At 46.3% G+C, this 22482-nt stretch carries 20 protein-coding genes; 6 read left to right on the forward strand and 14 right to left on the reverse strand.

Annotated elements, in window-relative coordinates; translation table 11 throughout:
- Positions 1-19: 19 nt before the first annotated feature.
- The 3 genes from NYE25_RS28245 to NYE25_RS28255 are packed head-to-tail and all read right to left on the reverse strand — an operon-like array spanning position 20 to position 3044.
- Positions 20-1285 (reverse strand): ABC transporter substrate-binding protein, encoded by a 1266-nt coding sequence (locus NYE25_RS28245; RefSeq protein ID WP_341147416.1) that lies wholly within the window; start codon positions 1283-1285, stop codon positions 20-22.
- Between the two features lie 38 nt (positions 1286-1323).
- Positions 1324-2163: a carbohydrate ABC transporter permease gene (locus tag NYE25_RS28250; RefSeq protein ID WP_094872238.1), complete on the reverse strand. Its 840-nt coding sequence runs from the start codon at positions 2161-2163 to the stop codon at positions 1324-1326.
- A complete protein-coding gene (locus NYE25_RS28255) occupies positions 2163-3044 on the reverse strand; it encodes a carbohydrate ABC transporter permease (RefSeq protein WP_341147417.1) in 882 nt (293 codons plus the stop codon). Before NYE25_RS28255 ends, NYE25_RS28250 begins: the two co-directional genes overlap by 1 nt.
- Before the next feature lie 175 nt (positions 3045-3219).
- Between NYE25_RS28255 and NYE25_RS28260 the strand changes: the two genes are divergently transcribed.
- A complete protein-coding gene (locus tag NYE25_RS28260) occupies positions 3220-3687 on the forward strand; it encodes a VOC family protein (RefSeq protein ID WP_341147418.1) in 468 nt (155 codons plus the stop codon).
- Positions 3688-3689: 2 nt separating this feature from the next.
- On the forward strand, positions 3690-4388 hold the full coding sequence (locus NYE25_RS28265) for an SDR family oxidoreductase (RefSeq protein WP_341147419.1): 699 nt from the start codon (positions 3690-3692) through the stop codon (positions 4386-4388).
- A gap of 282 nt (positions 4389-4670) precedes the next feature.
- Here NYE25_RS28265 and NYE25_RS28270 read toward each other — a convergent pair whose 3' ends face one another.
- The 4 genes from NYE25_RS28270 to NYE25_RS28285 form a co-directional block, all read right to left on the reverse strand.
- Entirely contained in the window at positions 4671-5678 is a 1008-nt protein-coding gene (locus tag NYE25_RS28270; protein ID WP_341147420.1) for a FecCD family ABC transporter permease, read from the reverse strand.
- Positions 5675-6682, reverse strand: coding sequence for a FecCD family ABC transporter permease (locus NYE25_RS28275; RefSeq protein WP_341147421.1), 1008 nt, complete (start codon positions 6680-6682; stop codon positions 5675-5677). Before NYE25_RS28275 ends, NYE25_RS28270 begins: the two co-directional genes overlap by 4 nt.
- Before the next feature lie 5 nt (positions 6683-6687).
- Positions 6688-7635, reverse strand: a complete 948-nt coding sequence (locus NYE25_RS28280; RefSeq protein ID WP_341147422.1) for an iron-hydroxamate ABC transporter substrate-binding protein — start codon at positions 7633-7635, stop codon at positions 6688-6690.
- 175 nt (positions 7636-7810) lie between these two features.
- Entirely contained in the window at positions 7811-9463 is a 1653-nt protein-coding gene (locus NYE25_RS28285; RefSeq protein ID WP_341147423.1) for a helix-turn-helix domain-containing protein, read from the reverse strand.
- 228 nt (positions 9464-9691) lie between these two features.
- Between NYE25_RS28285 and NYE25_RS28290 the strand changes: the two genes are divergently transcribed.
- Positions 9692-10525 (forward strand): metallophosphoesterase family protein, encoded by an 834-nt coding sequence (locus tag NYE25_RS28290; RefSeq protein WP_341147424.1) that lies wholly within the window; start codon positions 9692-9694, stop codon positions 10523-10525.
- Positions 10526-10714: 189 nt separating this feature from the next.
- Positions 10715-11875, forward strand: a complete 1161-nt coding sequence (locus tag NYE25_RS28295) for a serine hydrolase domain-containing protein (protein ID WP_341147425.1) — start codon at positions 10715-10717, stop codon at positions 11873-11875.
- Between the two features lie 35 nt (positions 11876-11910).
- Here the strand turns inward: NYE25_RS28295 and NYE25_RS28300 are convergent, their stop codons facing one another.
- Positions 11911-13188, reverse strand: coding sequence for a helix-turn-helix domain-containing protein (locus NYE25_RS28300; protein ID WP_341147426.1), 1278 nt, complete (start codon positions 13186-13188; stop codon positions 11911-11913).
- A gap of 111 nt (positions 13189-13299) precedes the next feature.
- Between NYE25_RS28300 and NYE25_RS28305 the strand changes: the two genes are divergently transcribed.
- Positions 13300-15564 (forward strand): beta-glucosidase family protein, encoded by a 2265-nt coding sequence (locus NYE25_RS28305; protein ID WP_341147427.1) that lies wholly within the window; start codon positions 13300-13302, stop codon positions 15562-15564.
- Positions 15565-15745: 181 nt separating this feature from the next.
- Here NYE25_RS28305 and NYE25_RS28310 read toward each other — a convergent pair whose 3' ends face one another.
- Both NYE25_RS28310 and NYE25_RS28315 read right to left on the reverse strand, forming a co-directional pair.
- Positions 15746-16954, reverse strand: a complete 1209-nt coding sequence (locus NYE25_RS28310) for an MFS transporter (RefSeq protein WP_341147428.1) — start codon at positions 16952-16954, stop codon at positions 15746-15748.
- Positions 16955-17072: 118 nt separating this feature from the next.
- Complete coding sequence (locus tag NYE25_RS28315) at positions 17073-18239, reverse strand: serine hydrolase domain-containing protein (protein ID WP_445667160.1); 1167 nt, start codon at positions 18237-18239, stop codon at positions 17073-17075.
- 181 nt (positions 18240-18420) lie between these two features.
- Between NYE25_RS28315 and NYE25_RS28320 the strand changes: the two genes are divergently transcribed.
- Positions 18421-18879, forward strand: a complete 459-nt coding sequence (locus NYE25_RS28320) for an Lrp/AsnC family transcriptional regulator (RefSeq protein WP_341125902.1) — start codon at positions 18421-18423, stop codon at positions 18877-18879.
- 158 nt (positions 18880-19037) lie between these two features.
- On the opposite strand, the gene NYE25_RS28325 is transcribed toward NYE25_RS28320, so the two are convergent.
- From NYE25_RS28325 to NYE25_RS28340, 4 genes are all read right to left on the reverse strand, one after another.
- Positions 19038-19964 (reverse strand): sensor histidine kinase, encoded by a 927-nt coding sequence (locus NYE25_RS28325; RefSeq protein ID WP_341147430.1) that lies wholly within the window; start codon positions 19962-19964, stop codon positions 19038-19040.
- A gap of 20 nt (positions 19965-19984) precedes the next feature.
- Positions 19985-20746: an ABC transporter permease gene (locus tag NYE25_RS28330; RefSeq protein ID WP_038569425.1), complete on the reverse strand. Its 762-nt coding sequence runs from the start codon at positions 20744-20746 to the stop codon at positions 19985-19987.
- Complete coding sequence (locus NYE25_RS28335) at positions 20739-21662, reverse strand: ABC transporter ATP-binding protein (RefSeq protein WP_341147431.1); 924 nt, start codon at positions 21660-21662, stop codon at positions 20739-20741. Before NYE25_RS28335 ends, NYE25_RS28330 begins: the two co-directional genes overlap by 8 nt.
- Before the next feature lie 82 nt (positions 21663-21744).
- Positions 21745-22437: a response regulator transcription factor gene (locus NYE25_RS28340; RefSeq protein WP_341147432.1), complete on the reverse strand. Its 693-nt coding sequence runs from the start codon at positions 22435-22437 to the stop codon at positions 21745-21747.
- Positions 22438-22482 lie beyond the last annotated feature (45 nt).

The raw sequence follows: 22482 nt of genomic DNA on the forward strand, positions 1-22482 counted from the left end.
GATGTACAAAGCGGGTTACTCACTGAACACTGAGATTATCCCAGTTGACTTGGAATTCCTTCAGCATGCCTTCTTTGGTCAGCTTGCCACCGAGATAGCCTTGAATGCTGCTGGATAATTCCTGCGGCATCCCGTTTGGCAGGCGGGTCCAGTTCCAGGTCAGCGCTTGATCCTTATCGGTATAGGCCAGCACCTCGGCGCCAAGCGCTCCAAGATCTTCTTCGGTGCCCTTAATGCTGTTGAGCGCAGGGATGAACTGGAATTCCTTAGTGATATACTTTTTCCCGGTCTCGGAGGTGACGAGCCAATCCAGGAAGACCTTGGCTTCCTCCTTAACGGGGGAGTTTTTATTGATCACCCAATTGCTTGGCACGCCTACATACAGCTTGTCATTGTCTTCGGGGGTGTCGTCAATGGGCATCGGTAGGATACCCAGATTTAGATTAGGATCGATGCCGTCGATCTGTCCTTGCGTCCAGTTGCCCTGCTGCATCATCGCGGCTTCTCCGCTCGCTACCATTGTGACTTGGGTATTATAATCGGTCGAGAGAGGATTCTTGTTGCCATACTCTACAGTAAGGTCGAGCAGGTCGATCCATTTGGAGAAAACCGGGTCTCCAGCGAAAGTTTTGGAGCCGTCCGTAAGCCCGGCGATAAATGCTTCGGGATCTGGCTGCTGGGCGAAAGCTACGTTCACATTATGATTGCCGAGCACGAACCATTCCTGATATCCATTTGCAAAAGGTGTGATGCCCGCTGCCTTTAACTTCTCGGAGGCTTCGCGCAGAGCGGTTAGAGTTAGGGGTTTCTCGGTGATGCCTGCTTTCTTAAACAGGTCCTTATTATAGATGAAGCCGTATCCTTCGAGATTCATCGGCATGCCATAGAGCTTGCCATCTGCGGTCATTTGTTCTGCTGCTAGGGGCTTTACATCCTTGGCCCAAGCTTCACCGCTTAAATTCTCCAGATATTCCATCCACATATCACGTTCATTGTTGCCGCCGATGGTGAAGATATCCGGTTCATCTCCAGATGAGAATTTGGCGCGTAGGGAGGCGCCGTAATCGGTCCCGCCACCCACGCTTTGAACCTCCAGCTTAATATCGGGGTGTTCCTTCTCAAATTCAGTCTTAAGCGAAGCTAGCGCTTCAGATATTTCAACCTTGAACTGGTAGATATGCACGGTTTTAACTCCATTCGCATTGTCGCTGTTATCTCCGCAGCCGGCTGTCAGGGCAGCCAGCAGCAGGGAGCATGCGAGGAGAATTCCACGTTTGGTTCTCATATTCATTCATCCTCTCTGGCTGAAAATAACATGTATCGTTAGCCCTTTACGGAGCCTTGGGCAATGCCTTCAATAATATATTTTTGCATCGCTAGGAAAAAGATGACCACGGGCGTAATCCCGAGCACAAGTCCCGGGAGCGCCAAATCCCATTGCTTCGTATATTGTCCGAAGAAGCTATAAGTGGCGATCGGGATGGTGCGAAGCACCGGGTCCTGCAGAATAAGCGAAGGCATCAGGTAATCGTTCCAGATCCACAGGGTATTCAGAATAATGACAGTGACAATAATCGGCTGCATGAGCGGAAGCACAATCCGGAAAAAGGTACCATAAGGACTGTTTCCATCTACTCTCGAAGCCTCCTCAATATCAAGAGGTACCGATTTGACGAAGCCATGGAATAGAAACACAGTCATCGGGGCGCCAAATCCAAGATACGCTAAAATCAAACCTGCGGTTGAATCCATGACGCCCAGACCGCTAACAACTTGCACCAGCGGGATCATGATCGCCTGAAACGGAATAACCATAGCGGCCACTAAAGCAATATAAAGCATGCGGTTATATAAGCTGTTATTGCGGACCATTTTGTAGGCGCACATAGAGCAGAGGAACGCTAGCAGAATATTACTAATCACCGTGATAATAAAAGAGTTCAGGAAGGCACGAGGAAAATTGATAGCTTTCCAAGCTTCGGCGTAGTTGCTCCACTGGAATACGGAGGGCAGCGCAGCGGAATCCGAAAGAATCTCACTATAGCTCTTAACCGAGTTAGCTAGCAGAAAGTAAAACGGTACTAGGAATAGAAGGCCCAGCAGGATCACAATTACTTCGACGAGAAGCAAGGGCACATTGAATTTCTTGGCGGTAGTCTCCATTACAGCTCCACCTCTCTTTTCTTGGTTGCTCTAACCTGTAGCAGGGAGATTACGGCCACAATGACGAAGAAAATCATCGCTTTCGCGGAGCCCATCCCGAATCGGCTAATAGTATAGGCCTCATTGTAAATATTCAACGCTACAGATTCGGTAGCTTTGAAGGGACCACCCTTGGTCAGCGACAGGTTAAGGTCGAACAGCTTAAACGACCAAGAGATAGAAAGGAACAGACAAACGGTTACAGCTGGCATAACCAGCGGGATGGTGACATGGTGTAAAGCCTGAAAGCGTCCGGCACCATCCACTTTTGAGGCTTCAATCAGGCTTTTGGGAACGTTGTTGATTGCAGAAATGTAGATGACCATTAGGTACCCTGCATTTTGCCAGACAAATACGATCACAATCGCCCAGAAGGCTGTCCCTCCGGTGCCCAGCCACGGAAGATTAAAGAAGGACCAGCCCGTAGCCTGTCCAATCGAGGAGAATCCTCTGACAAAAATAAACTGCCAGATGAACCCGAGCAATAGCCCACCAATGACATGAGGGACAAAAAATACCGTTCTCAGAACATTGCGCGTGAACAGCTTACGGGTCAGCACATAAGCGAGTGCGAAGCCGAGCAGATTGGTCAGTACCAGGCCAAATAAAGTGAACTTCGCTGTGAACCAGAATGAATGAAGAAAGGAAGGATCCTTCGTGAAGATATGTAGATAGTTCTGGAGCCCGGTCCACTCCACATGACGCGAGATTCCGTTCCAACTGGTAAAAGAATAATAGAGTCCTAAAAAGAAAGGAATCAGCACAATCATAAAGAAAAACAAGGAAGTCGGCCCGACAAAAACAAACTGCTGCATCAGGCGTGATCTTTTTCTATGGTCCATCGTTCCTCACCCCTTTTGGTTAATGTAAACTTTTCATTCTATAACCGGATTGGTGATTAAGCGAAACAAACATAGTTGAAATTATCGCTGCTCAGAATGATTTCATCACAGGCTTGACAGCCCTTTCAAAGAATCGGTATGGTGGACTTGTCAGACTAATAGGAGGTTGATGCGCATGTCAGGATTGCTAGGCAATCATTTAGTTACGCAGATTGGAATATTGGTGAATGATGTGGAGAAGGTAAGTACGGCATATTCGGAGTTTTTTGGACTCAAAAAGCCGGAAATTATCGTTACAGATACAGAAGATATTGCACAGACACGGCATAATGGCGTGGCTACGCAGGCGCGGGCTAAGCTAGCTTTTTTTGATATGGGCTCTTTGCAGCTGGAATTGATTGAACCGGATCATGAGCCGAGTACGTGGCGGGATTACTTGAATGAACATGGTGAGGGACCTCATCATATTGCTTTTGTAGTTGAAGGAATGAAAGAAAAGATAATGTTACTAGAAGGAAAAGGCTTCCCACTCCAGCAAAAGGGTGAGTATACCGGGGGGCGTTATGCTTATATGGACACTTTCAAGGAGTTAAAAGTAATTGTGGAGCTGCTAGAGAACGATAAGGATAACGGGGAGGAATAACTATGAATATTATCATTACAGGTGCTGGACGTGGACTGGGTTATGAACTGGCGGCCGAAGCGCTGAAGCGGGGCTATGGAGTTATTGCTGGGGTTCGCCGGCCCGATCAGGAACAAACAGCGCTATCGAAGCTTGCTGAAACCTATGGAGATAAGCTAACCATCGCTGCGCTGGACGTGACGGACGAGGCAGGAATCGCGGCACTGGCTGCGAGTCTACAAGAACAAGGTCGGACCCTCGGTGCCATTATTAATAATGCGGCGGTACTCAACGCTCGGGATACATCGATTGAGGCGTTGGATTTCCAAGATATGCTTACAACGATGGATATTAATCTGTATGGACCGATACGAGTGGTTAAGCATTTCCTGCCGCTACTTACGGAACCCGAATGCTCGATCATCAATATATCGTCGGAAGCAGGAAGTATCACCAATGCTTATCCCAACGACTATCCTTATGGCATTTCCAAAGCGGCGCTCAATATGTTCACACAGCAGCTGCATGTCTATGTAAAAGAACGCGGGATTCAAGTGCTCAGCGTGCATCCGGGGTGGATGCAAACCGATATGGGCGGGGCAGAGGCACCGACAAATCCAAATCAAAGTGCCGGTGGGATCCTTGACCTGATCGAGAAGCGTACTACACCAGAAGGTCATTTCATGTTTGTAGATTATACGGGTAAGAATATGAAGATTTAGGTGATATATAGGCTGAACTAAAGTTGCGAACAAAAAGCTCAGTAGTCACTGCGGTGAATCATTGGACTTTCGGCCGTTGTTGTCCCCAGATTTCTTGATTGAACCGCTCGTCGCGGTGGAAATCTGGGGATAAAGACGGTCGCTAGCGCTCCTGCAGTTCCAATATTCCCCTCCGATCCTTCTCGCTATTCGTTATAATCTTTTATTCAGCCTATATAAATAGGAGTGGCAGTAGAAAGAACCTCGGTAATTGTGCCGAGGTTTTTTTGTCTAAAAAACTGCTTATTTCTTAAGCAATAAATAAGCGAAATAAGGTACGCCGATTAGCGACACCATGATCCCTGCCGGAATGCCGTCAGGATCGACGAGATTGCGGCCAACGGTGTCCGCGATCAGAAGTAGCCAGCCGCCCAGCAATACAGCGACGGGAATAAACATCTGATTACGCGGGCCGACTAGCGATTTCGCAATATGTGGAGCCATCAGTCCGATGAAGGCGATCCCGCCTGTGACAGAAACCGCGGAGGCGGAAGCTGCAACTGCCGTGAGAATCAGAACGATACGTTCACGTTCGAGATTCAGCCCGACACCAATGGCAGAGACTTCACTTAGGCTGAGCAGGTTGAGTCGCTGTGATTTGTACAGGGTAAAGGGAACTAGTAAGATCAACCAAGGCAGTAAAGCCCAAATGAATGGCCAATCTGTACCCCATATATTCCCTGCGATCCATTTTGCAATAAAATCTACCTTGGCACGATCCGCGGACGAAATGATCACGATCATAACGCCAGACAACGCTAGGGAGAACCCTACCCCAACGAGCACCAATCGAACAGGATCAAGCCCCTTAGTCCGACTATATGAAAATAGATAGATTAATGCTGCCGTAAGTAATGCCCCTATAAAAGCAACCAACGGCAGCGCATAAATGAATGATCCAGCGCTAACCGGGAAAAAAAGAAAGAAAACAGCGACAGCCACACCCGCACCAGAGTTGATACCAATAATACCGGGGTCGGCTAGATCGTTTCGTGTAACGCTTTGCAGAATGGAACCGGATAACGCCAAGGCCATGCCTGCCAGCAGTGTAATCAGAATCCGCGGCAATCTTACAGAGAATAATACAAAGTCCTCTTTAAAGGTTCCATGCCCGAACAGAACCGGAAGCAGTCTGTCAAAAGATAGGGAAGAGTATCCGATTCCCATGCTGACGATTGCTGTTAGCAGAATCAAACCGGTGCATACACATAGGATAATACGTTGCTTTCGCATGGGTGCAGAGGAAATCATGAGAGTGTTTTACCTCCTTTCCGAACAACAAACAAGAAGAAAGGTAGCCCAAGCATAGCTACGACGGCGACCACTGGCGTCTCATAAGGTGCATGGATTGTCCGTCCAATTGTATCCGCGAGAAGCATGAACGATGCACCCGTAAAGATCGATATCGGCAAAATATACCGGTAATCGGTACCGACAATCTTACGGACAATATGCGGAATCATCAGCCCTACAAAAGCCATATCCCCAATTAGAGCGACCGATGCTCCAGTCAGCAGAATAATAAGAGTGAATAGAATCCCTTTAACCACAGCAAGATTTTGTCCTAATCCGATGGCTACCTCGTCACTTAAGCTAAGAATGGTTAACTGGTTTGAAAATATTAATGCCACCATAATGCCGATGAGAATAACGGGTGCGATAGCCTGAAGCTGGCCCCAGGTTGTGCCGATCAATCCACCCGCTGTCCACATGGATACATCCTTGGATATTTTGAACGCAATGCTTACACCACTTGCGATAGCATACAGAAAGGCAGATACCGCTGCACCGGCGAGTACGATTCGAATCGGAGAGAACCCACCTTGGCGCACAGAACCGAGAACAAGCACTAGCACGGCTCCTAGGGCAGCGCCAAAGAAACAAGCGATCATGGTACCAAAATAATTCAGTCCCGGCAGAAATACAAACGTAAGAGCCAGCGCCATATTCGCGCCCGAGGTCAGACCGAGCAGGCCTGGGTCGGCTAATGGATTGCGTGTAACCCCCTGCATGATAGCACCGGATACGGCAAAGGCTGCACCGATCAGCATGGCGGCGAGTTCGCGAGGCAGCCGGATCTCACGCAGAATAAGGACATTGTCTGCCTTTGAATTTGAGGTGATGGCAAGCCACAGATCATTGAAAGTGGTTTCTTTAGCCCCGAATAGCATAGCAATCACGAGGCATATAACCATTACCAGTACGCTACCAAGCAGCTTATATAAAAATGGAATGGAAGTTTGCTTCGTAGTCATTATCTTTATTTTCCAAGAAATTGTTGTTCAAAGAATTCCAACTGGTACTCAAGGCTAAGCGGATCGTTAAAATAGAATGCTTTTGCATCAGCCTCGAAAACACGATTGTTTTTGACGGCAGGGATGCTCTTGTAGATTTCTGTATTCTGGAAGGAATTATCTTCATCCGCATTTTTACTGAAAATAACGTAATCGCCCAGATAATCCTTCAGCACATCTGTCGAGACAGCAAAGAATCCATCCGTTTTGGTGCTTTCTTTTACTGTTTCTGGCATGCCAAGCTTGAAGTCCCCATAGAGGAGTTCAGTTCCGCGGCCAAAGTTATACCCGTATACATACAATTGCTTATTAAAGGTCTCAATAACAGAGACAGTTGCATTATCACCGATCTTCGCTCTGATTTCTTCACCCGCTTTTTTGGTGCGGGCACTAAAATCATCGACCCAAGCTTGAGCTTCTTTTTCTTTATTCACCAATTTGCCGACTTCCAGCTGTTGGGTTAAGTAATCCACTTTATTATAAGTATAAGTAACGGTTGGTGCGATTTGCTTGAATTTATCGATATTCTTAATATCGGAGAGCCCGATGATCAGATCCGGCTGCAGTTCAATGATTTTCTCCAGACTTTCATCGCTAACCGCTTCTACGTTTTTTAGTTGCTCTTCAAAGCGTGGGTTAGTTTTGGACATTTCATCTACGCCCACAACAGGTACACCCAGTGCCATGACATTACCTGTTAAAAAACGGGTGAGTACAACAACACGCTGAGGATGTGTTGGAACCTCAACAGGTCCATCTTCGGATTGATAAGTAAAAGTCGCACTTTCTGACTCCGCAGCAGGAGTAGAAGATGGGCTCTTTGTAGGACTAGCATCATTCTTCGCCTGATTTCCCCCACAAGCACTAAGTGCAATCCCCATAATAAGTACAAACGGAATAAATATCTTTCTCATTAAATAATTCTCCCCTTTTTTGTATGACAGTGTTACTTTGAACAATTCAAACAGTGTAAATCAATCTTCAGCCTATGCCTTAGAGTGATTATGAGAATCATTCGCATTTGTAATTATTATAGGGATCACTTATGTGCCTAACCATGCCTTTTTGTTGGAAAAAAGACTTGGACTATTATTTGCCTCCGAATAAAGCTACCGCTCGTCCTAGTTGTAAGCGAATCGAAGCCGGGTTATAAGGCACCCAATCATCCAGATCAAGAATATGGACTTTCTTCTGCTGCACTGCGGGAAGCTGGCTCCAATAAGGGGATTGAAAGATCGCTTTAGTATGCGCAGTAGAGCCTTTGGCATCGGGAAATACAATGACTAAAATTCGGTCTCCTGCATAATCTGCAAGATCTGAAACCCCGATCGAAATCGAATGGAACTGATCTCCCAATCTTTTTATCTCGTTGTCAATCAAGGTCGGTGCTCTAAGTCCAAGGGATTGGTACATCACATAACCTACATTCCTTGCTCCGTAAACGAGTAGCTCCTCAGGCTTGATTACCAGAATGCTGATAATATCATTAGCGACTGTGCTGTGCTGTACTATTTCACGGGCTTCTAGCTCTTCTTGTTCAAAATCCTTCAGCCACTGCTCCGCCCGTTCACTCCGCTGAATGGCTCGGCCGATTAGGCGTAGCTGATCTTTCCAGCCGATTTCGTTCCAAGAGATCTCCATAATAGGTGCTACTGCTCGCAGCTGCCCGGCCTTCAATCCGTATTCCTCCAGATGTTCTTTGGCCGCAATAATCAATTCAACGTTGGCATCAAGTAATAGCGATCTGATCTGTTCTGCAGAGCTATTGGTATTGATAAACTTCATCGCTTGTGGTGGCTCCTGATCCGAAAGATTCAAATATTCACTACTTTCAGAGATGGTAACCGCAGGTTCTAAGCCAAGTAACAGCAAATGGCTTGCATAAGGGGTGAGCATTACGGCAACTCGCTGGAAAGAGCTTCGGCTGTAACCAGACGGAGATGCGCCTGTCTGCAGCTTAAAACGACGACTGAGATAAAATTCATCCTTGTAGCCTACCTTTAGCGCAATCTCCCTAAGTGTGCCTGAACCGTTAAGCAAAAGCTCCTTGGCACTATGAACCCGTAGCCGCGACAGATATTCGCTCTGGCTGAAGCCTGTCACCTGCTTGAACAGCGTTGAATAATGCGAGCTGCTTACACCCGCAATGGCGGCTAAGTGCTCACGTGTTATTTTTTCGCTAAAGTGATTCTCCAGGTAAGAAATGCTCCGTTCCATCGATGGTTGCTCGTTAACTGTATATCTGGCTTCCTGCTGTTCGAGCAATTGTAGAATAATCTGATGAAAAAGCATTTGATTCTGTACATGGCGTGTTTCTCGATCTGGCAGTCGGTGAAGATACAATTCCTTGATACTGGATACAATGGTAGGCTCATAAGGAAACAACAGTATATTTGAACTCGAAGCCATTTCGCTTTTCCGTATCATCGCACCGCCAGGTATAGCCTGAGTCTGCTCTTGAATCCAGATGGTGAGCTTATAGGCATGAAGCGGCTGCTGGAGATTTGTAATTAAAGAGGCATGAGTATTAGCGGGGAGAAGGATTACGCTTCCTTCCGTAAGCTCATAAGTCAGATTATTAACCTCAAGGCTCCCTTTACCAGCGGCAACGGCCAGTAATACGGTTAGATTTTCATGAATCTGAACTCTTGGTAGATTTGAGGTCCCATACATTGATTGAATGCTGCCAGCGCTATATAAAGGAAAATGAGATTCGGCCCATTCCGGGATAACGTTAATCAAAATAAGGCCTCCGTTACTTGAATATATTTTCAAACTATAATGCTATGGATTGAACTGTATTATTGACGTCTGCGGAACTAATTATAACATCTTCCCTTTTTAGATAAGCCTGTTAATTATTTGCCCTATATATTCTTTTTAAAAGATTCGTCTGTCCAAGAGAACGCATATTGGATCGAATATACATACTACCAGGTATTCTTTATCCATTATAAAGAGGTGATTAAGATGAAAAAGCAGATAACCTCCACTAAGAAGCGAGAGCTTCTCTCCATACCTAAGCCCAAAAGTAATCTGAATCCTAAAGCAGCAGCCCAGACTATCAACTTCGCGGTTATCGGGGATAGCCATGTGGGATATGGGAACAGCGCAAGCATTTTTAGAAATCTTTTGCCAAAGGCTGTAGGGAGCGGGAATAAGAGGTTTGTTATTTTTGGAGGAGATAACACGCAAGCGGGAGCGAATCATGGAAATAATGCAAATGCCTATTACAAGGACTTCAAGGATACAGTAACTAGCGCGCTCGGAAGTATCCCCTATAAAGCATCGATAGGAAATTGGGAGGCAAGTACCCAGTCCTTATTCACGCAATATTTAGGTGCAGTAGAAGGGCAAATGAATTTCCCTGGGACACAGGGTAAGGTGAAGTACGTGTGGCTTAATTGTGCTCTGGGTCTGTTCACTCCGGGAAGTATAAATATATTGAAAAATTTAGATGATCAGCATTTTTATATTATTGATTTTCATTGGCCTTTAAAAGTGAGCGGGATCACGGTCGATCCTAGCCATGTATTAAGCGCGGCGGAGACTGCTAAGTTTTTTGCAGCTATTCCTACGAAAGTGAGGGATAAAGTGCTAGCTATTTTCACACATCATGGACATTTGTTTTATCGAAAGCTTACTAATATATATCCAGGTTATACAAATACAAAGTTCTTTGTGTGCGGATGTTCGGGTGATTATAAATGTAAGCCGAGTGGTGATCGCGGTTATTACAACGCCACATTAACCATCAATGGGACGGCATTAAATGTCGATGCTTTTAAGGTAGCGGTCACTTAGTGAAGAAGTGGATGCGGTTAAAATAAAACGCTAATTTTCGGGAGATAACCGAGATTAGCGTTTTTCTTTTATTAAGAGTTGCCCATTAACCATGGAGTCACAGGTAAATAGTAAGTAAGCAGGATTATTTAACATATTTGTATAATAGTTTATATATGTATTGAATAAATTTATTTAGGAGGGCTACCCATGAAAGAACTATTATTTCATTCTTTAGAACAGGCGGGTGTGTCGGCTTACGGTGTAGAGCGCATACGTATAGCAGCTGCACAAATGGTTGAAGACAACATCACACCGGCACAAGTTATTGTTGCTGCGAGAAAGGGGACGCTACTGGTCCATCAAGCGAACGGGAAATTCGGTCCGGAGCTAGGCGCAGCGGAATTAACTGTAGATGCTATTTATCCACTGTGTTCCATAACAAAACTGTTTACGGCAACCGCTATAATGATGTTAATGGAACAAGGGAAGATTGGTCTAAACAGACCTGTTTCCGATTACATCCCCGAATTTACAGGTGAAGGCAAAACTAAGGTATGCGTACATCACTTATTGACACATACCTCTGGCCTGGAAGGTGAGGTGATTTGGCAGAACGGACAGTTGAAAAAGGAACAAGGAGAGTACCCTCCACATGAACCTAATCAAGATCCAGATCAGCATAAGTACTTATATGGCGGTTATGATACACCGCTTAGTAACGAACCTGGTACGGTCATGTCTTATTGCGGGTATGGCTATGAGCTGTTGGGTGAAATCATCCGGCGCGTTAGCGGACAAGCTTATGATGTATTCGTAAAGGAAACTATTTTTCAACCGCTTGGCATGGAAAATACATATTATCGTGTACCCATGGACGTGCGGGACAAAGTAGTAAGACGTGCACCAGAAGCAGCGTGCGCGGAATGGGTGGACAGCGAGTATAATTTGAATTCCGTATCTGCGGGGGGCGGCGCTTACTCCACGGCTATGGATTTGGCTGTCTTTGGCCAGATGTTTCTTAACGGCGGGATATATAACGGAGTACGATTTCTTAGTCCGGTAACCGTAAAAGAAATGACCCGCAACCAAATTCCAGGTGTATCCTCACAATATAGAGACGAGGTTTTTCCAGAAGCGTATTGGGGGTACGGATGGGCGATTAACGGCTCGAAGCGTGACGGTGGAGATTTGTTCTCTCCAGAAGCCTATTCACACTGGGGCGCGGCAGGTCCTTTCCTCTGCGTTGATCCGATTTATCAGACAGTTACGGTGCATTTATCCGTAGAGCTAGATCACCAGAAGCCATTTAAAAATATGTATGTGGATTACTTCAATAATACTGTTCTGGCAGCCATCACTGATCTTTAATCCTCTTTTTAGTTTTTTTGTCGTGTCATCTATACCTAAAGCGTGCTTTCCCAGTTTCTTCTGAATTGCTTAGGGGTGGTGCCAGTATATTTCTTAAACACTTTGGTAAAATAGCTCTGGTCATTGAAATGTAGCCTCGTAGCGATATCAGATAAGCTAATGCCCGGTAATTCGATTAATCGTTTGGCTTCTGCAATCCGCTCGAATTGAATAAAATCACTGATCGTGAATCCTGTTTCCTTCTTAAATAATAGGGAGAGATAGCTTCTGTTCAATCCAGCGACTTCAGCCAGCTTATCTAAGGAGAGTTCCTCATATAAGTGATTAAAAATATAGTTCTGACAGAGGGCCACGGTGCGCGAAAGTTTCGCCATCCGGCTCTCTTTGACATGGTCGGCGAAATCGCAAAGCGCATTAAGAATAGCATGATCTACAGCCGGAACATCCTTTAGTTCTTCGATATGCTGGATATGAAAGTCACTGAGGGTATAAGAAATCTCCCAATACAGTCCTCCATCTATAGCTGCACGAGTAGCGAGCGTAATACAGGAGATCGCCAGATTTTTTTTGTTGCGTAAATGGCTCTTCTTGGAGAGAACTCCATAATTGTCTTCAGAGAAGGTTGCTTGTACACGAAGTAGCTCTGCTTTATTTCCATTTTTGATATGGTGAAATAGAGCTTTTTCCAGCATGGGTTCGTGGTGCAGCCATGTATTCTCACGTCGATAGGAAACATCCAAGTCCAGACTGCCTGCGGGAGGCTGTTTATGGTCAAGAGTTCGGGTGTCGAGTAGCAGTTCGCTAAGAGATAACGTCTTTCCGGTGACGAGCGAGTACATCAGCATAGCGGTATGGTAGAGTCTCATTTTATTTAGCACGGTCAAGCTGCGGTAGTATTTCATCCATTGCTCTTGAAGCTTTAATGGAACTTCATGGTCACGCATCAGACTTGTCATATTGTCCTCTGAAAGGTGAGTATAAAGTGTAGGACCGATCACAATGCTTCCCCCGTTACTGCTGCCTGAGGGCAGATGGAGAAGGATGTAGTTCTCTAGGAAGTTAGTGGTGCGAATGATCGGTATAGAGGCATTTGAGCTATCAAGGTTAGAGTTGTTCTCGCTTTTAGTAGAGTCTGCAATTTCTGAAAGGAGCTCATTGAGGTTATGAACCCACGGTGCGCTCTCTGAAGAGGAAGGCAGCGCTAGCTCGATTCTCCGATTGGCATCTAGCAGAAACACAGGAATTTGCAGCGATTCATACAACACTTTACAAATATATTGAGCTCCTTCATGACCGTCCAAATGATTCAACATTCTTTCAACCTCCTCGCCCAACCAGAATACCAAAAATACAATGATAATGCCATAAATCTAACATGAAGTAGATTAAAATGGAGATAGTATACATTCAGAGGAGGTATTTTTATGAAAACCAACATTCATGAACTCATATCAAAAATGACCCTTGAGGAGAAAGCAGGACTCTGCTCAGGGCTTGATTTCTGGAATACAAAGGGCATTGAACGACTCGGAATCCCCTCTTTAATGGTAACGGACGGACCCCATGGTTTACGCAAGCAAAAAGAGAGTGCCGATCACCTTGGACTCCATAACAGTGTACCCGCGACTTGTTTTCCTTCGGCAGCAGGGATGGCCTCTTCCTGGGATCGGGAGTTAATCGGGCGTGTAGGTAAAGCACTCGGGAAAGAGTGTCAAGCAGAGAACGTTGCTGTTCTGCTCGGACCGGGAACAAATATTAAGCGCTCTCCACTGAACGGCCGTAACTTTGAGTATTTTTCGGAAGACCCTTATCTTTCCTCGGAGATGGGTGGGAATCATATTAAAGGTGTGCAAAGTGAAGGGGTAGGCACCTCGCTTAAGCATTTTGCCGCTAATAATCAGGAGCACCGGAGAATGTCTGTTGATGCTGTTATTGATGAGCGGACGCTGCGGGAGATTTATCTGGCTAGCTTTGAAGGCGCAGTTAAGCAGAGTCAGCCATGGAGCGTGATGTGCTCTTACAACCGGGTAAATGGTGAATATGCCTCTGAGAGTGAATTTCTCCTGACAAAGATTCTTAGAGAGGAATGGGGCTACGAGGGATTCGTCGTGTCCGACTGGGGAGCGGTTAATGAACGGGTGAAGGCTCTACAAGCAGGACTGGAGCTGGAAATGCCGTCAACCGGGGGCATTGGTGATGCCAAGATTGTCGCAGCAGTACAAAGTGGCGAGCTGTCTGAAGAAACGTTAGATCTTGCAGTGGAACGGTTACTTACCTTTGTTTTTAAGGCGGTGGAGAACCGTAAAGATAATGCTTCATTTAATGCTGATGAGCATCACCGTCTGGCTCGTGAAGTGGCGCGGGAGAGCATGGTTCTCCTTAGAAATGAGGAAGGCATTCTGCCGCTGTCAAAGCAAGGAACGATTGCGGTCATTGGCGAGTTTGCTAAAAATCCGCGTTATCAGGGCGGGGGCAGCTCACATGTGAATCCGACGAAATTGGACGATGCTTTTGAAGAGATGAAGGCCCTTGCAGGTTCTGCCGAACTGCTATATGCGCAAGGATATGAACTGAATCATGACGGGATTAATGAAGCTTTGTTACAAGAAGCACGGGATACAGCGGCAAAAGGGGATGTAGCCGTATTGTTCCTTGGACTTCCGGATAACTATGAATCAGAAGGTTATGATCGTAGTCATTTGTCGCTTCCAGAGAGCCATAAAGCGCTGATCGATGCAGTGTCTGAGGTGCAAAGCAATATCGTTGTTGTACTCAGCAATGGTTCACCCATAGAAATGCCTTGGATTCATAAAACGAAGGGTATTCTTGAAGGTTATCTAGGCGGTCAGGCTTTTGGCGGTGCAATGGCAGATTTACTGTTTGGAGAGGTTAGTCCAAGTGGTAAACTGGCAGAGACCTTCCCGATGAAGCTGAGCGATAATCCATCCTTTCTTAATTTCCCAGGTGAAGGGGATACGGTAGAGTACAAAGAAGGCTTGTTTGTAGGCTATCGTTATTATGATAAAAAAGAGCTTGAACCGCTGTTTCCTTTCGGCTTTGGACTAAGCTACACAGCGTTTCAATACAGCAATTTGAGAATCTCCAAGAGCAGCATAAAAGATACCGAGAACGTACAAGTTACGGCCACCGTCAAAAACACGGGTACTCGCGCAGGAAAAGAAATCGTTCAGCTCTATGTTAGCGATGTGAAGAGCAGCGTGATCCGTCCACTTAAGGAGCTTAAGGGCTTCCAGAAGATAGCGCTGCAGCCTGGTGAAGAGCAAGAGGTTTCTTTTGAACTGGATAAACGCTCCTTTGCTTATTACAACGTTAACATTGGTGATTGGCATGTGGAAAGTGGAGTCTTTGAGATTGCTATCGGTTCATCTTCGCGGGATATTCGTCTGACTGCTTCTATTGAAGTGGAATCGACTGCTCCGCTTGCATTAAGTTATCATCGCAACAGTACCGTTGGTGATTTGCTGGACAATCCACGCACGGCAGATAAAGTGAAGGAGTTCAGCAGTATTTTTGGCATGGAAGGTGCGATGGACGATAATCCAGAAATGTTCATGGCGATGATGAAATATATGCCGCTACGGGCGCTGGTTGGGTTCGGTCAAGGGAAATACACAGAAGAAGATTTAGCCAAGGATCTGCAAGAATTTAATGCTTTGGCTGTAGAGTAGGAGATCAGAAAAGGCCAAGTCTGGTCCGAGAACTATAATTTATGGGAATTTAATATAAGTAAGCTAGTGGTACATATTAGTCAAATATAATATGCACCACTGGCTTTTTTTGAAAAAATTTCTTGTTCGGCTACCGTGATTCGTAAACTTGATGATTGTCGCATGATTTCATAGGTGTGCCTCAACGCTTCCTTGAAGGAAATCCGTATTCTTTAGCGCGCCACGCTACTAGTAGCGCAAGAATCAATAGAATAAACAGTACCCACGGGAAGGAGCGGACACCAACTGTTGTAATAAGAATCCCACCCATCACGCCGCCACCGCCGATAGCTAGGTTCCATGCCGTCACTAACATCGACTGGGCTACATCTGCACTTTCGCCAGCTGCTTCAGCAACTGCTGTTTGTAACAAAGTAGCCGCTCCTCCGAACGTCAACCCCCATACAGCAACCACTAGATAGATCACTATGGGTTGGCTGCTACTAATGCCCAGTGCAATGGATGACAAGGCGAAAGCAGTGAGGCTGATTAGAACCAATGGACGTAGTTTACGGTCGATCAAAATTCCGATGACCCAGATGCCAATAAGCGCAGTAATGCCGAAAATAAGCAGTACCAAGTCAACGCGCTGGGTAAGCCCAGCCTGAGTAAGATAGGGTGCAATGTAGGTATACAGGATGTTATGTGCTAGCACCCATGTCAGAACGACAAACAGTACCGGCCGTACCCCCGGAATAACAAAAACCTTGTAGAGAGGGAGCCGCTTATCAGGAGCCTCCCCTGGATAGTCCGGTAGCTTCCAAAGTACCCAGGCGACCAGCATCAGAGCCAGCAGCGACATGATCCCGAAGATGGAGCGCCAGCCCACAAGAGTGCCAAGCAGTGTTCCAGCAGGGACTCCGAGTGCCAGAGCTAGAGGCGTGCCAACCATCGCTACCGCCATTGCTCGTCCCTTGAGTGACTCCGGCACCATGCGCCGGGCATAACCTGCTATCATGCCCCATAAGACTCCAGCGGATACGCCTGCGAAGAACCGAGCTACCAGCGTAAGTATATAATTGGAAGAAAAAGTGGTGACGGTGTTGAATACGAGAAAACCAAGGATGCACATTAGTAGCAGTGGTCGCCGCCGCCATCCACGCGTCATGGTGGTTAAGGGAATCGCGGCCAACAGTGAACCAAGGGCGTACAAAGTGACAAGTTGACCCGCAAGGGCCTCGGAGACACCAAGCCCATCACCAATTTGGAGCAACAAGCCGGCCGGAATCGTTTCGGTAAGAATACAGATAAACCCCGTCATAGCAAGGGCGAGTAATCCTGCCCATGGTAAATGTTCAGAAGAGGGAGTACTGGAGGCACTTTGTGTGGCAGAAGTTGTGTTTTGGGTCATTGGAGAAGCACCTCTCTTTTAAATTGTAAAAAACTCAATGATACACACTCGAATAGGGTTTACTAGACAGAGAGCCTAGACCGGTTCATTCCGGACCAAGGCTCTTTGTGTTCGTTCTTTATTTATTACGTCTATCATAAATGGCATCACAAAGGTCAACAGTAAACTGACCCGACATGCCTTCTAGTGCAGTATTAGTAAATGCCACGACACTGAGCCGTTGCTCGGGGTCGACGAACCACGAATGACCATAGGTGCCACCCATACGCCATGTACCCGGGGATTCCGAAGTGTCTGCGGCGACAGGATCCTTCAGTACCGTAATGCCTAGGCCAAAGCCTCGTCCTGGCCAAAAGGCCATTGGCAGATCACCGATCTGATTGGTCGTCATATCGTGAACCAGAGACTCCGGTACCAGTGGTGCTCCACCCTTGCGTAATGTTTCTAGCAGTTGCAAAAAATCACCGGCGCTGCCGACCATGCCAGCTCCTCCAGAATGATAGGCAGCATCGTCAAGTGCTCGACCAGGGGCAAGCAGGAATCCAGCCGTTCCCTCCACAAAGGCAATACTGTCGGGATCAAGTAAAGGTCGTGGCTCTGGAGTATCATTGGCATAGGAAGTGGCCAGTCGTTCTCGATCGACTGCAATAAAACCCGTGTCGCTCATGCCAAGCGGCTTTGTCACGAGTGAATGTACGGCCTCACTGAGCGGTGTTTCTGTGACCTTTGCAATTACTGCTCCTAGCACGTCTGTCGCGATGGAGTATTTCCACTCGGTACCTGGCGTATAGAGGAGGGGTACAGAGGCAAGACGACGCAAGTTCTCTTCCAATGTGATGCCGGACTGATCCATACCATCTGATACCCCTGCTGACTGATAGGAACCATTCTCTTCTTGAAAAAATCGGTAAGACAGGCCTGCGGTGTGCGTCATCAAATGACGAATCGTCAATGTCGCGAACTCGCCATTTTGCAAACGTGGCCGAAACTCTGGAAGCCAACGATCAACGCGGTCGTCCAGCTGTAGTCGACCTTGCGCAACTAATACTAGGGCTGCCGTTGAAACGATAGGTTTGCTAACCGAGGCGAGCCTGAATAAGGCGTCTTCTCGCATAAGTCGGTTCATCTCGCGGTCGGCAAGACCGGCAGCGCGGCTATAAACCAGTTCCCCATCTATCGCCACTTTAATGACAGCACCGACCAAGCGCTTGTCAGCAAGGGTTCGATCAATTACTTCATCGATGCGACCTGATAACCATTCTGTATTTATTTTGTTTGACTCCAATATACTCAACATTCTTCATCCCTTCGGAATAGTTAAAGCCAGGAACACTTTACTATTGTAGGGTTATTATATATAACAAGTTATCTTGATTACATAAGGCAACTAAGTTAAATTAGCCTTATAACGGTTAATTACAAGCTAGTTTATAGGGGGAACCTTAAATTTAAAGGATGTGATTTTGATGGACCATATTGATAAGCAAATTCTTTTTCATCTTCAAAATCAAGCGAGAATTTCTATGACAGAGCTGGGGAAATGTGTCGGTTTATCGCAACCTGCAGTTACGGAAAGAGTTAGGCGTATGGAGGAGAAAGGCATCATCAGCGAGTATCGCACCATCATTTCCCCTGAAAAGATTGGAAAACATGCTGCTGCCTACATGTTATTTCATTCTAGGGATTGTAATGCATTCCTTGATTTCTGCCGCTCAAGTCCTGATGTCGTCGAATGTTACCGTATAAGTGGGGAACACAACTACTTATTGAAAGTAGTAACCGACTCTACACGAGCCCTCGAGGAGTTCGGTAATCAATGTGACAAATACGGTACCTATACGATTCTAATCGTGATGTCATCGCCAATCGATCATAAATTTCTTATACCATCGCTTGAAGAAGCAAGCATCAACTTGCTGAGTTAGATTTGAACATTACTCTGCTAGCTCTTAACGACCAAAAAGACTCTTCTATATGAATAGAAGAGTCTTTTTGGAACCTGCAGGCCATTGAATATCGAGGATGGGCTACATTCCATAAACGGGTTAGAACAATGGTTAGTCTAGTCCAAATATAAAGTGAATTAAGTAGCCAAGTTAATGCCAGCATCGCCTAGTTTCCAACGGCAAGTCATTATCAGCTTCTCACCCTCCAGTTCGGCTGTTAGCGTGCCACCCATTTTATTCATCAGACTTTTGGCGATGGAGAGACCCAGCCCGGAGGCTTGAGAAGATCGGGTACGGTCTGCGGTATAGAATCGGTCGAATAAGAGGTTAACATCGCTTCCGTCTAGTTCCTTCGCATCGTTTACTATCGTTAAATCAGCTGTTTCCTGCTGTCGTTCGAAACGGATTTCCACATACCCGGTCGCATGTTTGACCGTATTGACAAGTAAATTCTCGACAACTCTCCGCACAGCGGATTCATCGGCGTATACGGATATATTTTCCTCAGGTAGCCGTATATCCGGTGTAATATTGCGATCGTTGAAGGAATCGTAAAATCCGACCAGAATTTCCGAGAGTAGGGCCGTCATCCCAAGCTTTTCTGTATGTAGAGGATAATCTAGCGATTCGATTAAGGAAAGCTCAAAAAAATCATTCAGCAGTGCCTGCAGCCGTTTCGTCCGATTTTTAACGATGGCAACATATTCAAGTTTTTCATCAGGGGTAATTGACTCATCCTCCAACAGTTGAATATAACCGAAGATGGAGGTGAGGGGTGTACGGATATCATGTGAAATATTCGCTACAGCCTGACGGAATTCTTGTTCGACACGTTTTCGCTGGGCTTCCGCTTCGACGATTAAATCAGATTGACGATTGATTTGTCCCGCAAGCGCCTCAAGCTTCTGGTCGAATAGAGCCACATCTATTTTTTTGCCGGTTGCTCGCTCGTTGTAGGTATGCAATTGCTCTGTTATCCGCCCTAGCTCTCGCCTTAACATCAACAAACGGAAAAGCAGGAGAGCTCCTGCCGCAAATAATATGATTGTCAGAATAAGCAACACTCTCCTGCACCTCCTATTTATTATTTAATTTCTTTTCTGTGGAATACGAGAATACCGAGTACCCCGGAAACGGCTATTGTCAACAACGGTACAAGTAAAAGCGCTGGCCAATCTCCACTGTCGATACTGGGCTTACCGATATCGCTCACCAGTTTGAAGATGGAATAATCGTACAAATTACTAAAGAAAGAGATCTTCGAACCTATACTAGCCAAAACCGTATCGATCATAAGGAAGAAAATCATTGAGAAGCCGATAGTTTTGCCGCTGTCGGTTAGGATTACGGTGAACAGCGCCCCGATGGCTGCGTAACCAGCTGTGTACAACAACGTTAGCCCGAGGGCTCGCGGTATAAAAAGTGTAGTGCTTCCTTCCGGCAGATGACCGAAGCCCGAAAGCAGCGTGACTTCGACTGTGCTGACAATAGGAAAGACGAGCGAAATCGCCATGGCCCCAACTGCGAATACGATTAGTTTTGCCGCGAACAGCCGGCCTCTGGTGTTGCCCGAAGATGCGATCGTCTTCATGACTCCTGTGGAATATTCGTTAGAGATAAAGAATCCAGCCAGAATGGCTACGCCGAATTTAATAATGTAGGCATTGCTTGAAATAAAGGTAGTCAGAAATTCAGCGCCGGTGATCTGAGGTTCCCCATTGGAGCGATGATCAAAATAATATAGCAATGGGTAAGCAAGCGAGAGGACGGAAAGTGCCAATAGAAAAGTCCAAAATGATCTATTCTTACGGAGCTTGAAAAACTCAACTCTGATCAGATTATACATTTGGATTCCCCCCAATTCGCTTCGTAAAATAACTTTCCAAGTCTTCACCCATAGGCATAAACTTCTCGATCTCTAGGCCTGCAGAGAATAACGCTGTTGATACTTTGCCTGGCTGCTCAATGCGGCTATACAACTTGATGGTTCCATCCTGCATCACTTCGAAATCGGCCGTACCCAGCTCGTTCTGAATGACGGCTGTTGCCTTGCCCGGATCATCCACTTTGATAAACAAATACTGCTGACAATTCTCGTTTAATTCCTCCGCAGTGAGTTGTTCAAGCAACTGACCGCGATGAATAATGCCATAATGACTTGCCATTAAATGCAACTCACTTAGAATATGACTTGAGATCATTATCGTAATGCCAAGCTCACGGTTTAGTCGCTTGAGCAGTTCGCGCATTTCGACGACACCCATCGGATCTAACCCATTGGTCGGCTCGTCCAGAATCAGAAATTCTGGATCTCCCAGCAAGGCGATGGCAAGACCTAACCGCTGCTTCATTCCAAGTGAGAAATTTTTGGCTTTCTTCTTGCCGGCGCCCTGCAGTCCAACTTGCTCTAGCATTCTAGGAACGCAATCTTTCCCGGGAATACCACGTAGAATCCGGTTTGCTTCTAAATTTTCGCTCGCAGTCATATGGGGGAACAAAGCGGGACTCTCGATAATCGAGCCGATTCGCTTACGAGCCTGGATCAAGGCCTGCTCTTCACTGGCTCCGAACAGCTCGATCGTCCCCTGAGTCGGAAAAGCAAGTCCGGTCACAATCCGGATTAATGTTGATTTTCCAGCTCCGTTTTGCCCAATAAAACCATAAATAGAGCCTTTACGGATTGACAAATTGACTTTGTCCAGCGCTGTATGGCCCTTGAACTTTTTGGATAGTTGATTTGTTTTTAATACATACTCGTACATCTCGTCTTGGCCTCCTTTTCGTGATAGACCAAGTATAGAATTGAAAACATAAGAAGAGCTAAAGCCAAATCTTAAGAATGTCTTAAGGCTTGAGCCGATAACCTATGCCCCATACTGTCTCGATAAATTCGCTTCCTGGTGCGGCCTTGGTTAGCTTGCTGCGCAAATTGCTCATATGGACATTGACCGTATTGTCATCCCCGTAATATGGCTCGTGCCAGACCCTTTCGTACAAATTCGCTTTCGTGAACACCTTCTTAGGGGCCGACAAAAGCAACGAGAGAATCTCAAACTCTAGAGCTGTGAGCGTCAGTTCCGCTCCATTTGCCGTAACCGACATCGCATCTCGATGAAGTACAAGGCCCTGATGCTGGAGCACGTTAGGCAAAGCCGATTGCGCAATCCGCGAATACAAACGTAGATGAGAATCGATCCGTGCAAAGACTTCCTCAACGTCGAAAGGCTTCGTAATGAAATCATCCGCCCCCGCCCGCAGGGCAGATACCTTGGTCTGGGGCTCACCCTTGGCTGAAATGATAATTACCGACATATCGTCCCGCCCGGCAATCTTCTCAAGTAGTTCCTCTCCCGACATGCCAGGCAGCATCAGATCCAGTAGCAGCATGCTCCATTGACGTTGCTCCAGATAGAGAAGTGCCTCCGTTCCCGAGTAAGCAGGTTGGGGGATGTAGCCGCTTTTCTTAATAATGTTGCACAGCAATCGGTTGATGTCGCTGTCGTCCTCAGCAACGAGAATATGTATCGGGTTATTCATTTAATCTCCTTATTCCACCTAAAATAGGTCATTATTCGGATGAAT

Source organism: Paenibacillus sp. FSL E2-8871 (assembly GCF_038000345.1).
GTDB lineage: Bacteria > Bacillota > Bacilli > Paenibacillales > Paenibacillaceae > Paenibacillus_AQ.